A 14,673-nucleotide genomic window follows, 5' to 3' on the forward strand; every position below is an offset into this window, starting at 1 on the left:
GGGGAACGTTACCCTGTCTAGAGTAGTTGTTGCAGCACCAACACCAACAAGGAACAACGAACATGCTTGATTATCTTATTATTGGCGCAGGCCCAGCAGGAATCCAAACCGCTTACCACCTAAAACAAAGTGGCTTGTCCTACCTCATGTTGGAGTCAGGTCAGCGCGCAGGATGTTTTTTTGAAACATTCCCAATTCACCGGAAACTAATTTCAATTAATAAAGTATTTACCGGCTCAACAAACCCTGAATTCAACTTAAGACACGATTGGAACTCCATTTTAACTGATGACTACAGCCTCAACTTTTCCAGTTTTGACCGCGACTTTTTCCCAAGTGCTGATAACTTAGTCAAATACCTCAACCATTATGTTGACCAAAATAAGCTAAATGTTGCTTATAACCAGCGTGTTAAGTCCGTCGAAAAGATTGCCGATCACTTCGTTGTGACCACAACTCATAATGAACAATATACAGCAGCCCGCGTCATCGTCAGCACAGGTGTCCCTAAGCCTTATATTCCGAAGATCGAAGGAATAGAGCTAGTTACACAATACTCAGACTTAAATATTGATTTGGCACCATATGAAAACAAACGCGTACTTGTTATCGGTAAAGGAAACTCAGCTTTCGAGACGGCTGATCACCTTATCCCCGCCACCAGCCTAATCCACGTTTGTAGTCCAAATCCTTTAGATATGGCATGGAAGACCCACTATGTTGGCGACCTACGTGCAGTAAACAACAATATTCTAGATACTTATCAACTGAAGTCACAAAACGCTATCTTAGACGCCGACATTAAGCGTATTGAGAAACAAAACAACCGCTTTATCGTGCACTTTAGTTATGCTCATGCTAATGGTGAGCAAGAAACCATAGAGTATGACGAGATTATTTGTTGTACTGGATTTGCCATGGACAGCAGTATTTTTGCCGATAGTGCAAAACCTGATCTCATGATTGAAGGCCGCTTCCCCTCTCTAGATTGCAGCTTTGAATCCATCAATGTAAAAGGCCTTTATTTTGCCGGCACGCTGACACAATCCACCAAATATCGTAAGTCGACCTCAGGCTTTATTCACGGCTTTAGATACAATAGCCGCGCCTTAGTCGAGATGCTAAAACAAAAGCATCATGATACTACACTTGCATGCGACCAACACTTAGGTACGCCAGAAGCAATCGGCAGTGCAATCCTGAACCGTATCAATGAGACAAGCGCACTATGGCAACAGCATGGCTTCATGGTGGATGCAGTTACGGTATCAAAGAGCGGTATGGCACAATATTATAAGCACCTGCCAAGTCCGTACCTCCATGCTCATCTAGGTGATCACTATCATTTGCAGATAGCATTAGACTTTGGTGCACCAATTGAAGGCGACCCGTTCAATCAGGTTCGAGTGCATAAAGACAACGCGACTGACGCGGAGTTAAGTAAATTCTTACACCCCATTATTGAACTTTGCTATCAGGGGGAAGTAATAGAGACTCATCATATTATTGAGGACTTAGAAGCGGACTGGACTGACGTAGAAGCGCACGTTAAGCCACTTCAACAGTTCATTGAGCGAGTATTACCAAAACTTGCTGGTGAGAAAATGCAAAATAAAGTGTCAGCATAGCTCATAAATGAAAAAGGTTGGCAACCAAGCCAACCTTTTCATCCCCTAAGAGACTTTAGACTCAGAGAAGTACTTTCGTCTCAACATATCATGAATAACAAATTCCTGCTCTCGACCATAGGCTTTAAACATACGGTTGTTATGCATATGCAAAAGAGAGCCGAGTAATGATTGTATACTCAAATTAAGTGAACCTGACTTTTCTAATGTCAAAATTTCCTTCACCACTGGCTCTGCCTGCTTCTGCCACGCCTCTAACAGCGCCAACATCGCTTGCTGCGTCTCATCACATTGCGCTAGGCTCGCAATATTAAGCTTCGTAAAGTCATCATCGAGCTGTGTTTGGTGATCGCGATAACGATTACCGAGCTGCTTTCTCAGCGCGCTACTCTCATTGAATTCTTTACCAAACCCTGCGCGCAATGAAGAGATCAGTGATAGCTTTTGTTCCGCATCATAATTAAATAGCGTCAGCAAACGGTTAGTACAAGCCAATGCGATACGCCAACGGACATCTTCTCCGAACGCTTCAACTAGTTGACAACTTTTCGCAATAAGCTCACTGTCAAACATAAACAAGCTTTCGATCAAAGTCATCGATTGCGGACCGCCGTAGCGCTCGACTTCTCGCTCATAAGTCATTAATTCAACTTTATGCAGCTGAGAGCTCTCTATCATAGGTGACAATAGCTGATTGAGTTTTGGCAATAACTCTCCACAAAGCACTGCTGGCTTGCCTTGGAAGCGTAAGCGTAGATGCCAATCCGGATCGCCATAGCGAATAAAGAACCACTTATCGAATAATGCACTATTTTCCTCAATAAGCGGCAATAACTGCTCATAAAGTAGCTGCTCAACAATGGTATTACCCGAATATATTTTTAAGCTAAGCCACTCGGAACCCGCACTGAAGCGCCGAGAGATTGGTGTGGCGGTAATATTTTCTAGTGGCTTTTCTGCAAAGTGCGTATGAGGAGTCGCATTCTCATTAAGTAAAGGAACAATGATTTCATTCGCGTAATGACGACCTTGTGCATCCGTTACACGCGGCGTCAGTTGAGATGCCAATACTTCGCTGAGCTCAACCGTATTGCGGCCTTTGGTTTCCATCAGCAACACTTCTACCATCGCACTTTGGCTTAAGTTCAAAGTTAAAACATTATCTCCTGCGGCAAAACTTACCCAATCATCTAACAAATACTTATCTTTGAGCTGTTGAAGCTTATTTGCGTCGATGTGTTGATTAACTAATAACGCTTCTAGTTCTTTGCGTTCAATACGCCATGTTTTCTCATGCAAAATCAGGTTATCTAACATGATGCGCGGCACATAAGTTGCGTTTCTTAGGCTTGAAGGCAGTGAAAATTTAGGCGTTTCACTTTCTTGATGCTGCAACATACAAAGGAATTTATAAGCGCTCAAGCTTCGAGCAGAAAAGTTATGTGCACTCGACAAACGCGGAATAATGCGTTTATTGAGTCGCTTACTCCAGAGCTTAACCTGCTGGCTTTCGACCCAAACATACAGATCACTTAGCGGGATCTGGTATTCAAGGTCTAGTGAACTGTCTGCCATAAAAACGATTTCGTACTGCCGTAAATGTGGCCTCGCAATCACGTTACCAGGCCTTCCCTCTGGCATATGTACAATTTCAGCGAAGATTACCTCTTCACTGTGACTATGCTCTTGCTCTAAATGATCAATAACCGACTCTTTTAATGTTTCATCAAGGTGGCAGAAACGACCCAAAAGATTAGCTGCCGACGGTCCATAACAGCCATTGAACTTGAACACAGGATTCGACTTTTCGTCCTCAAATAAACTCAACATCACAGCCATTGAACGTGGCAAGTTAAGTTCTACTTTATCCTTAACTTTTTGCTTCAATTCGCTACTGGTCAGGACCACACAGCTTTTGCCTAAATTACTTGGCAATGTCACAGCCTGCTCAATAATGTGATCCAGTTCGGTATAGTCAGGGGCGCTAGCTTGTCCACTACTCGCTCGACCCAACTGTAAACCACCTACTAGCGGGGCATCATAACCGGTTTCCGTGGAGACACTAATACCCGACTCATCATCCAACACCATATCCAAAGGTACAAATTGACCTTCAAACCGCGTGTTGAACTTATTAATAAAGTTTTCAAGTGGGTTATGCTTAGCGCTGCGATTTAAGCTCGCAATCAATTGCAGTTGTTTATTCACTCTTGCAACTTCTTGCTGTGACATTTCACAATGTAAAAAGGCGCGGTAAGTATCTGATTGGAAAAGTTTGTTTTCTTGAACTTTAACCGGTAGCTCAGAAAGGTATTTAAAAATGGCTTGGTATTGCTCAGGCTTCGCTTGTCCCGCTTCATCCATCACTGCAAGGTCATGAGTCGCCTGCTCCAACTTGGCGTAAACTTCTACAGGTGCAACATTTTTTAACGCTTTTATCAACGCGATGTCGGGACTTTCACCAGTAAGTGGTAGCGGAATATCGGGAATTAATACACCTTCAATGATGAGTTCTTCAAGGTATGCACTAACTTCCTCATATTCGGCTTCACTATAGCGCAAACAAAATTGCTCAATGAGCTGAGAAAAACTTAGCTTCTGTTTCGCCAGTTCCAGCATAGTGACGAAGTACTCATCACTATCAACGGCACTCAGGCGATACTGCATGGTGTCATCAGAAAGGTAAGTTTCGATGTAGCGGCACTGATCTGCTATAAAGTAGTGAGATGGATTAGGTAAATAAGACAAATTATCTGATTTTGCTTCAGTTTCTGCTAAATGAGATCGAATTGCAGACAACAGAAACATGTCTAAGCGAGTTTTGCGGGAGTCATGCTCTGCGCTATCACTCACAAGACGAGTTTCTGAGCCAATTTTACCCGTATGGACACCAGAAAAAAGACCAAAGGGTGTAGGTCGTGAAGACATTCGAATGAGGTATCGCAATAGCGCCAATGCGACTTTTTTCCCCTGCTTGGAGTTCGGCTTTTCACGCCACTGTTCCAATCGCTCTAATAGAGATGGACTTGCAACGTACAAGGCTTCCATCACCCCTGGTGTGACAAGCCAGGCACTTAACATCGCATTACTATCTTGCTGATTGAACAAGGTTTCAATCGGCAGTTTTGGTGTTCGTAGAACAAAAAAGGAGTCTGTTGTTATTTTAGCTGGCATAGTTACTCCTTAACTCATTAATAGACAATCGGTCCAATCAAGATTGTCATCCAGCACACCGATGAGCGCTAAACCAATACCAGCAAAACCCATTAAAAAGCTAAAATCTTCTTGATGCACCTTTTCCAAACCGTTATATGAATACAAGGCCTCTAGTCCACGTTCTTGGTACTGATTTAAGCCATAATCTAGCCAGGTTAAGGCGGCCTGCTGTAACTTAGGATGAGGCATAACTTGGTTGAGCAGTTGATAAATGGTTACCAACCCAAAAAAACCATGACAAAGTCCGGCATCGTTAATATGGCCTTGCTTCGCGTCTCTATCGACGTTAAACAACGCGATTTCCAGTGCCTGTTCAACATAGCTTGGCTTGTCTAGCGCATGCCCAGCTCTTGCAAGTGTTAACGCAATCGTTAAGTCACCATAGCACCAACCTAAGCGAGAGTGGTGCTCGTCTCCTGCACATGATCCAAAGCAAGCTTTCTTATCATCAGCATGACTTTGTTGTTCAAGCAACCAATTACAGCCCGCAACAACCAGTTTTTGCGCCCGCAGTTTTACTTTTTCGTCCTGAAGCGCAGGAATAAGTGCCGCGATAATCCCAGGTACACCATGAGCAAGCCCAAGGTTAAACTCATGTTGTTCGAGATTTTCTTTGTCAAATCTATATACCGATTGCTTCGGCTGAGACCAAGCAACCTGCTGACCATCTAGCTCTACCGCAACCGACTCATACCCCGTAACAAGACGATCAAATAAAGTACTTTGTTGAGTCTTTTTTGCACGACGTGAGATATAGGGAGAATATCCGGCAAGGCCTAACACCATTTCAATTTCTCCAGTCCAAGGAGAAAAGTCGAGTGCCGTGTTAAAGAAGTTATCTATCTCCTCCAGCATCTCAGGATCATACTCTTCGTCGTCATACTGGTTAAAATACTCAAGCACCCAAGCTTGCCCAGCTAGCCCTGAACTCAGTTCAGGGGTTTGCTCTGCCAATTCATTTTGGAGCTTATCTAGCGCCAGATGAAATTTTTCCTCATCGACCCAAGCATCATTAAAGTTTGCAGCTCGAAATAAAAACAATAAGTGCCCAGCTAAACCACTAAGCAAACCGTTACTGTTCACAGCTTCAAGATTTGATTCAACCTGCTTGGCTAGCTTTTCCACTATAGACAGGATTTGTTCTTTTTTTTCTAAATCTAACGCCTTTAGCATACTTATCCTTGTTTCAACTCTCTAATTATAATATCTGTACTCACCATAGGTAAGTTAACCTTTTGTTTGGCCAAACTCAAACTTTGATATACAGGTTGCCATCAAAAAAAACAAAATGTTGACATTTATTCAAACTGAAACTAGCTTAACTTTTGTACACACGCGTTCAATGCGTGTAGCAAAAGGATTGAAATAAAGGACTGCCATTAACCAACATAAGTAAGGAAAAACGAATGAAATTGACACTAAACAAAAAGTGCATAAAAGCACTCTCAAATGACAGCAAATCTATTCCAGCGAATATGACACCTCAAATTGCTGGCGGTGATGTTCAGGCTAATTCTCCGGCTGGCTCTCTATTCACAGATCGCTATGGCGATTGTTGGACAGGTCGTAACCACTCTTGCCGGGAGCACACTTGTCAGATCCCATAATTTGCTACAGCAGTAAGCCTTAAAATAAAGCGAGCTGTATGCTCGCTTTATTTATTCAGATCCCGATGTCGAGGTTTGCTCTTCCCCTTCATGGTGCACTGGCTTTTTGAGCTTAATTTCTCTGTCAGCCGAGGCAATGGTTTCTTTCCGGTGCGCGATGATAATACGCGTTATCTTCAACCGAGATACTGCATCATTAATATCTTCTTCCAACCCAGTATCAAGGTGACTTGTCGCTTCATCCATAAACAGTATTTTCGGATCTTTATACAGAGCACGCGCCAAGATGATCCGCTGCTTCTGTCCTCCAGATAAGCTAGACCCCATGTCACCAATCAAGCTGTCATATCCCATTGGCATATCGCTGATATCATCATGAATGGCAGCAAGCTGGGCACAGTGCACCACTTTTTCCATATTAATCGGGGAATCGAAAAAGGCGATATTATCAGCCACAGTACCTGATAGAAGCTCATCGTCTTGCATCACCGCAGCAATCTGCTGGCGGTATTGTCTAGCGCCAATTTGGCTAAGAGATATGCCATCCACCAAGATTTCACCATTAGATGGCTTATTTAACCCTAACATTAACTTAAGTAACGTCGACTTACCGCAACCGGAAGGCCCTGTGATTGCTACTGACTCGCCCGCATTGATTGTTAAGTTTAGTTTTTCAATTACATTTGGTGTTGCGTCTGAATATGCGAACGACAGGTTTTTTACTTCAATTTTGCCTTCGATATTCAGTTTACGATATTGATCTGGTTGTAACTCTTCTTTATCCGTTAAAGCAATATCAGCGATACGGTCAAAGTGGAGGCCTAACATTTTAAACTCAATGAGCTTTTCTATAAGGTTTGCAGTCTTATCCATAAACTGACGCTTGTAAGACATAAAAGCAAACAGCATACCGGTACTAAATCCACCAGCAATCACCAAGTGCGCCGCCAAATAAACCACAATGATATTCTCGATACCAAATAGCGCCCGGTTAATCGCGTCGTAGCCAATTTTAAAATTGCCCAAGCGGATATTGTGGTTAATCGCACTAGCGTAGCGATTTTGCCACTGTCCTTCCCGCTTGACCTCTGAGCCAAATAATTTAATTGTTTGGATCCCGCGTACCGTTTCCATAAAGTTGGAGTTTTCTTCCGCGCGCGCCATGATTTCTTGCTCACTGATATTACGAAATGGCTTATACATGACCATTCTGATAATCGCGTATGTGATCACAGCCACCAATACGACCGCTGATAACATAGGACTATAGAAGAAGATCATCGCTAAGGTAATAATCGCCATTAAGCCATCAATAATCGCTTCAATGACTCCCGTTGTAAGGAGCTGCTTTACTTGCTGAAGAGAGCCGAAGCGAGAAACAACATCCCCCATATGGCGCTTCTCAAAATAGGCGATGGGTAAGCGCACTAAGTGGTGAAATAGGTTCGCCCCCAATTGAATATTCATCTGATTGCCAAAGTGCAGCAAGGTAAAGCCACGCAGCGCATTGGTAGCGATTTCAAAAAGCAGTACTAAAAAGAACCCTATCGCCAGCACCGTCAAGAGAGAGGTGTCACCAGTGAGTATGACATCATCTATAACCAGCTGAATATAATAGGGCGCTGCCAGCGTAAATACCTGTAGCAAGATGGATAGCATAAAGATAAGCAACAGTGAGCGTTTTAAGCCCGTAATACGACTCCAAAAATCGGAGAATCTAAGGCTCGCTTTTTGCTCTTTCTTTTCAAAGTCTTTGGTTGGCGTTAACTCCAATGCCACGCCAGTAAAATGCTTAGAGGCTTCTTCCATCGTAAAGGTTTTTTCGCCACCAGCGGGGTCATGGATCACGATGCGCTTTTCGTTGGCCTTTTTAAGCACCACAAAATGGTTCATGTCCCAGTGTAAAATTGCCGGTGCTTGCAGCGCATCTAGATCTTCAAGCTCAATTCGCAGAGGCCTTGAAGTTAAATGGAGCTTTTCAGCAAAGTGCATAATATCGAGCAGCGTACAGCCCTCGATTGAAATACTAAAACGCTGCCTTAAGCGAGTTAAATCAGTGCGATAGCCATGATATCCAGCAACCATAGCAAGACTCGCAAGGCCACACTCTGCCGCTTCTGATTGGATGATCACTGGTAAAGATTTCCGCGACCAAAACTCTAACTTATTGGCTGCGCCTTCATGTTCCATTTCCATATCAACCCTTTTACTTCTTATAACTGGCCTTTGATGCTAAATACTGGGTCAAACAACCAACGCAATAAAGAGCGTTCTTCTACCACAATATCCGCATCAAGCGTCATACCTGCACGCAAGACTGTATCTTTACCATATGCTTTTACTACCTGTTCATCCAACGCAACCACTACACGGTACGCAGGCTCTTGAATAATGCCTGGCATGTTGGTTTCCTCAGGCAAGATAACACTGTTACTAAGCTCTACAATCTTTCCTTTGTATATACCAAACTTTTCGTAAGGAAACGCATGGTAGCGCAATTTTGTTTCCTGCCCCTCTTTGATAAAACCAAAAGCCGAAGTTGGGATATAAACAATTGCTTGCATATCACTATGTTCAGGGATGAGCGTCAGTAAATGCTGACCCATGGAGACATTTTTGCCAAGCTTAGCCAGCAATCCAGTGACGACACCGGATTGGGCCGCGCGGACTTCACCAAGTCGCTCTTGTTCAATCGATGATATTTGGATCAATAGATCAGCTTGCTGCGATTGCAGCTGAGAAATTCGGTTTTGATGTTCAATCGGCAATTTCGCCAATTGATTTTTGATGTTTTTAAGCTGTGACTCAAGCGCTATGCGTTCTGAACGGATTGAAGAAGCTTGCTGCTTTAGTGAAAGTAGGGTGTCTTTTTGGCGCTGTAATTCTAGTTCAGAAATATAACCAGTGCCTTTTAACGTCGCAATTTGCGATACTAAATCTTGATTAAGTAGTAGCCGCTCTTGGAACGTGCTTGCTTGGCTCTCAAGTTCTTTTAGTTTTTCTTTTGCGGTCGTTTCTTGTTGCTGTAGCTCTTCAATGTCAAGCTGGTACTGTCCACGTAGTTGTTCTATCTGCTGTAGTAAGTTCTTTTGCTGAAAGCGATATTGATTCAGCAATGCTTGATTCAACTCAGTGGCTTCGGTGCTATGTTTTGCAGATGCAATTCGCAGCAAAGGTTGCCCAGCAGCGACTTGTTCACCCTCTTTGACCAATACTTCAGACACCACCCCCTGTTGCATTGCAGCAACACGCAGCAGTCCACCACTGGGTTCAATAACGCCAGATACTCTTTCCTTTCTGGTATAGCTACCACTTGATAGAAACACGATACTTAAAATCACAACCGTTAAAATGAGTAATCCCAGGGTCTTAAATACGGGCGGTTGGATTAAGCTAATTGTGCCCTCTAAGCGGTGCTGTTTATGCTCTAACACCTCACGGCGAAATAAATTTTCCATAGCACTTATCGGGTAATATTATTGTTAATATTTTTTTATTGAAAATACAATGTACCACGGGTGGTAACAGAAAGGAATGAAATAAGGCAAGTCACACTTGCCTTATTTAGGTTTGGAAAGATTTAACGCTATCTGTATGATATTAAAAATTAAATAATATTATGACTTCTTAATTGGACGCTGCCAGCCATCCAAGTTACGCTGTTTTCCTCGCGCGACTGCCAATTGCTCATCTTTAACACTTGAGGTAATCACTGAACCTGCACCAATCGTTGCCGTACTACCAATTTCAACCGGTGCAACGAGTGATGAATTAGAGCCAATAAAGGCATTATCACCGATAATGGTTTTAGACTTATTCACACCGTCATAGTTACAAGTGATGGTGCCGGCACCAATATTCACTTTTTCCCCAATTTCAGCATCTCCAAGGTAGGTCAAGTGATTAGCTTTTGAGCCTTTACCCAAACGAGACTTTTTCATCTCTACGAAATTACCGATATGAGAATCTTCTTCCATTATCGCGCCAGGACGCAAGCGAGCAAATGGACCTAAAGTACACTTATCAGCGACCAGCGCATCTTCGATAAGCGTATTAGCTTTAATAACTACGCCATTGCCGATTTTACAGTTTTTCAGTACGCAGTTAGGACCAATAACGACATCATCGCCAATTTCAACATGGCCTTCAAATATCACGTTAACATCAATCTGAACATCTTCGCCAGTTGTTACCTGTCCACGCACATCGATGCGAGCAGGATCCGCTAAACTAGCACCATTAATCATCAAGGTTTCAGCTTGCCAAGTTTGATAAGCGCGCTCTAAAGCAGCAAGTTGCACACGATTATTCGCACCTTCTACTTCCATTTCATCATCAGGCTGTGCAGAGGTAATTTCTACCCCTTCGCTGTGCGCCATCGCCACGATATCAGTGAGATAATATTCACCTTGTGCGTTATTGTTCGATAGCTGTCCAAGCCACTTTTTCAATAATCCACCGTTAGCCGCCATTATGCCTGTATTGATCTCGGTAATAGCAAGTTGCTCCGCAGAGGCATCTTTTTGTTCGACAATACCAACCAATTTGCCACTTTCTCGCAGCATACGGCCGTAACCAGTCGGGTTGGCTAAATCAACAGTGAGTACCGCAAGGCCGTTATCTGGCGTCACATCCAGCAAACGCTGTAGCGTGCTCAGCTTTGTGAGAGGCACATCACCATAGAGGATCAGTACTTTATCGTCATCACCAATATGCTCCTTTGCTACCGCGACAGCATGACCAGTACCCAACTGCTCAGATTGATGCACCCAGTTCACTTCATTATGTGATAACGCGGCTTGTAGCTGCTGCGCACCATGACCGAAAACTAAATTGGTAGACTGCGCGCCCAATGAGACCGCATTGTCGATAACATGCTGAACCATTGGCTTTCCAGCGATAGGGTGAAGTACTTTTGGCAACTTAGAGCGCATGCGAGTGCCTTTGCCCGCAGCAAGAATAATTGTATTTAACGGCATGAACACAGGATCCTTTTTCTTGTGTCAAAAAACAAACGTACGGTTCAATACTCTTGTCTTTAATCCGGTCACTTCATTGTGCACCGTAATACTAAAATGGCTTTAGCAGACAACAAGCACTTACTAAGTACAAATTGCGCAATATTGTAGCGAGGATTGGTGAGAAAGGTAAGAGTGTACTTTTCTTCCACACAGCGGTTTAGTCAAAAAATACGTTAAAAGAATGTAATAGTACCTACAACACAGTCAGCTGAATCGTTTTAACACGCTAAAAGCAAGCTAAAGTGGCACGAAGCTTACGCTTCGCGCCACTCAATGTTCAGCTTCTATTTGGCTGGAGATTGAGGTGGAGTCGGCGTGGTTGGAACTGGTCCGCCATCCCCTTTGGTAACGGTTACATGGCGCTCTTTCACCACTTTACCACCAACGGTGTACTGAGATTCTTTCACCGTCACTTCACTTTCTGCTCCAACAGCTTCGATATCCGTATTTTTTGGCGTTTCTGGGGTCTTGCGACCTTTGATAAAATCAAACATATGTGCTCCTTTAATTATGCAGCTTGTTGTTTTTTCTGGTTCAATTCTTCAGCCTGTCCCTGATCGAACTTGATATGGCGATCAGCGAGGTGGAAATATTTGTCATCATGAGTGACTGCAATCACGGTTTTACCTTGCGATTTCAACCATGGCAGTAATTCCTGATAAAATAGCGCTCTAAAATGTGGGTCTTGGTCCGCAGCCCATTCATCTAGCACGTAGATATCTTTATCTTCGAGAATTGAGGCGATCAATGCCAAACGCTTTCTCTGTCCTTGGGAAAACTGTGTAGCGGAAAACCCTTCCTCATCCACGCTTAGCTTGTGATCCAATTGAAACTGAGCCAGCAATGTATTCGCCCTTTCTCTATCTACTGGGTCACCTTTAGCATCTAACAGCTCGCGATAAAGGTAGAAATCAGGCAGCACCATCGTAATTTTATCTCTGTAACTATCAAGTTGAGCTGCATGTACTTCTTGTTCATCCACTTTTATTACGCCCTTTGAGGGTGTGTAAAGACCCAATAGCAAGTGTAAGAATGTTGACTTACCACTGCCGTTACCACCGGTAATAAAAATAATTTCTCCTTTATTAAACGTCAGGTTCAGTTTTGGCAAAGAAAAAGCCGTATCTTCTCCTTTCGCTTCATAAGCGAAAGAGACATCTTTAAAAACTAACTTATTCCAGTTGTCTGAAAGCGACGCGTGCTCATCCGTAGTTAATTCACCTTGTTCACTGCCCAGCTGTAAAGATTCGATTTTTTGCATTGAAACGCGTGCCCTAGCGATGTTTTGCCATAGGTTCATCACGTAACCGAATGGTGCTGCAATGTAAGTTACGATAAGGATATAACTCATTACTAATTCGGTGCGCTGTAGATAATGACTGACCGCAACTATGGTGCCCAACGTGATGAAAATCACGACCTGACTTATATTGCGGTTAATGTCCCAGGCAAAGCCATACTCACGCTCGCTGCTGCGTAACTCAGTCATCACTGGCTGCAGACGTTTTTCAAAAAAGTACTGGCGTCTCGCTTTGTTAACTGTTAATTGTTTCGCGCCATCTAAAATCCCCTTATAGCCTTCAAATACATGATCTTGATGTTCACGCATTTGGTTCGCAGCCTTGGTTATTTTTGTCATTACTATTTTTGTGATTAAAAACGACACTAGTGCTGCTAATACAAGAATGCCAAACATCACTTCAGACAGTACAAATAGATAACCGAAACAAGCCAACAACAGAAAACTGTTATAAACGAAAGCAGGCATCTCAGCGAGCGCCCCCGAGATAGCATTCACGTCATTGGTCAGAACGTTATATAGTCGTGCTCTACCTGCTTTTTCTAGTTTGTCATAATCGGTTCCCAAAATACGACTAACGAGGTTTTGGCGCACACTGTTTACTGTGCCTGCACTGTATTGAGAGAGAAAGTAACTTGTCGTCATTGAAGCCGCTAATAAAAACGTGACTAATACCGCAAACACAACAACCTCTAGAGGCTGAAAACCTGTTTCCCCACTTTCCCCTATCATATGAAACAAAGCTATCGATGTAGCCGCTGTAAACAAACTAGCGAGCCCCGATAAGAACATGATCTTTTTGAATTTTTTAATATAGTAAAGCAACATAATAAACCTGCTATTTTGGGGCTCGTAGCCACGAGCCACATGACTAACTTATAGTTCCACTGGCTCGCCCATTGAAACAACTATCCGACGCTCGCCTTTGAATGGGTCGCGGCCGTGTGATACCAACATGTTGTCCATCAGTAACACATCGCCTTTTTCCCACAGGAAAGTTACGGTCGCTTTTTTATAGGCTTCATTAATATGCTCAATCACGTCATCTGGGATCACAGAACCGTCGCCATACATTGTGTTATAAGTTAACGCTTCTTCCCCAAATTGAGACACCAACTCTTTTCTAATCACTGGACACAGGCTCGACGGGTGCCAGAATGCAGCATGGTTAAACCACACCTTTTCACCGGTATGAATGTGATCACGAATAGCAGGACGCACTTGGCGAGTACGGATTTGATCGGCGCTGATAATTTCCAACTCAACATCCGCTTTCTGACAGTATGCTTTAACTTCTTCAATATCATCAGTGTTGAATGCTTTTTGCCAAGTAGGACCTAAGCCATTGCCATAGTTGCGCACTAACATCCAACCATGCTGTTCAAACTTGGCTTTAATATCAGCGTCAATATAGTCATGCACTTTTCTAACGTCAGCGATAGGCGTCGCACCGCGCTCCTCTGCTGGGATCATGCAGCTAAATGCAATCTTCATTGGCCATTGTTTAACGTATGACAATTCGTTGTGCTGTGCGATGCTCAATTCATTAGGAAACTCAGTTGAGGTGTAAGCACCTTTGCCGAGATTGGTGCGAGGTGTCGCGCCTTCCATATATTTTGCGAGTGTCGGAATAAACTCATTTGCGACGTCACGGAAGTCGTCTTCATTCTGTAGATTAAAACCACGTAATAGAATCGCACCGTATTGTTTCAGCTGCTGATCTATTTTTTCTGCATTGTCAGCAACCCACTGCGCGGCACTGTGTGTTCCGCTAGTATCTTCAATTACAAGCGGGAAATCTGGACCTTCAGGTAAAAAACGCTCCTGAAGTGCAGCTGGCATTTGACCGTTGTATTGCTCTTTGAAAATTACAGTATCTTTTAACATGGATATTTCCTTTT

Annotated in this window: 10 protein-coding genes; 2 read left to right on the forward strand and 8 right to left on the reverse strand. The window is 43.3% G+C overall.

Annotation, left to right across the window (positions count from 1 at the left end; genetic code table 11):
• The first annotated feature begins 62 nt into the window (after positions 1-62).
• On the forward strand, positions 63-1,628 hold the full coding sequence (locus JJQ94_RS23800; RefSeq protein ID WP_099030012.1) for an NAD(P)-binding domain-containing protein: 1,566 nt from the start codon (positions 63-65) through the stop codon (positions 1,626-1,628).
• Positions 1,629-1,673: 45 nt separating this feature from the next.
• Here the strand turns inward: JJQ94_RS23800 and JJQ94_RS23805 are convergent, their stop codons facing one another.
• Together JJQ94_RS23805 and JJQ94_RS23810 are read right to left on the reverse strand one after the other, a co-directional pair.
• Positions 1,674-4,802, reverse strand: a complete 3,129-nt coding sequence (locus JJQ94_RS23805; protein WP_099030013.1) for a lantibiotic dehydratase — start codon at positions 4,800-4,802, stop codon at positions 1,674-1,676.
• Between the two features lie 9 nt (positions 4,803-4,811).
• Complete coding sequence (locus JJQ94_RS23810) at positions 4,812-6,017, reverse strand: lanthionine synthetase C family protein (protein WP_099030014.1); 1,206 nt, start codon at positions 6,015-6,017, stop codon at positions 4,812-4,814.
• A 233-nt stretch (positions 6,018-6,250) separates the two neighbouring features.
• Between JJQ94_RS23810 and JJQ94_RS23815 the strand changes: the two genes are divergently transcribed.
• The gene (locus JJQ94_RS23815) at positions 6,251-6,451 is read left to right on the forward strand and encodes a hypothetical protein (RefSeq protein WP_039493184.1); all 201 of its coding nucleotides are present in this window, start codon (positions 6,251-6,253) and stop codon (positions 6,449-6,451) included.
• A gap of 51 nt (positions 6,452-6,502) precedes the next feature.
• Here JJQ94_RS23815 and JJQ94_RS23820 read toward each other — a convergent pair whose 3' ends face one another.
• The 6 genes from JJQ94_RS23820 to JJQ94_RS23845 all read right to left on the reverse strand — a co-directional run bounded on the left by JJQ94_RS23820 (position 6,503) and on the right by JJQ94_RS23845 (position 14,659).
• Positions 6,503-8,647, reverse strand: a complete 2,145-nt coding sequence (locus JJQ94_RS23820) for a peptidase domain-containing ABC transporter (protein WP_099030015.1) — start codon at positions 8,645-8,647, stop codon at positions 6,503-6,505.
• Positions 8,648-8,664: 17 nt separating this feature from the next.
• The gene (locus JJQ94_RS23825; RefSeq protein ID WP_099030016.1) at positions 8,665-9,909 is read right to left on the reverse strand and encodes an HlyD family secretion protein; all 1,245 of its coding nucleotides are present in this window, start codon (positions 9,907-9,909) and stop codon (positions 8,665-8,667) included.
• Between the two features lie 159 nt (positions 9,910-10,068).
• A complete protein-coding gene (glmU, locus tag JJQ94_RS23830; RefSeq protein WP_099030017.1) occupies positions 10,069-11,430 on the reverse strand; it encodes a bifunctional UDP-N-acetylglucosamine diphosphorylase/glucosamine-1-phosphate N-acetyltransferase GlmU in 1,362 nt (453 codons plus the stop codon).
• A 326-nt stretch (positions 11,431-11,756) separates the two neighbouring features.
• Positions 11,757-11,966, reverse strand: a complete 210-nt coding sequence (locus JJQ94_RS23835) for a hypothetical protein (protein WP_099030018.1) — start codon at positions 11,964-11,966, stop codon at positions 11,757-11,759.
• Between the two features lie 14 nt (positions 11,967-11,980).
• Complete coding sequence (locus tag JJQ94_RS23840; protein ID WP_099030019.1) at positions 11,981-13,600, reverse strand: cyclic peptide export ABC transporter; 1,620 nt, start codon at positions 13,598-13,600, stop codon at positions 11,981-11,983.
• A gap of 48 nt (positions 13,601-13,648) precedes the next feature.
• Positions 13,649-14,659, reverse strand: a complete 1,011-nt coding sequence (locus JJQ94_RS23845) for a TauD/TfdA family dioxygenase (RefSeq protein WP_099030020.1) — start codon at positions 14,657-14,659, stop codon at positions 13,649-13,651.
• Positions 14,660-14,673 lie beyond the last annotated feature (14 nt).

This window comes from Pseudoalteromonas sp. GCY (assembly GCF_016695175.1).
In the GTDB taxonomy this organism is placed as follows: domain Bacteria; phylum Pseudomonadota; class Gammaproteobacteria; order Enterobacterales; family Alteromonadaceae; genus Pseudoalteromonas.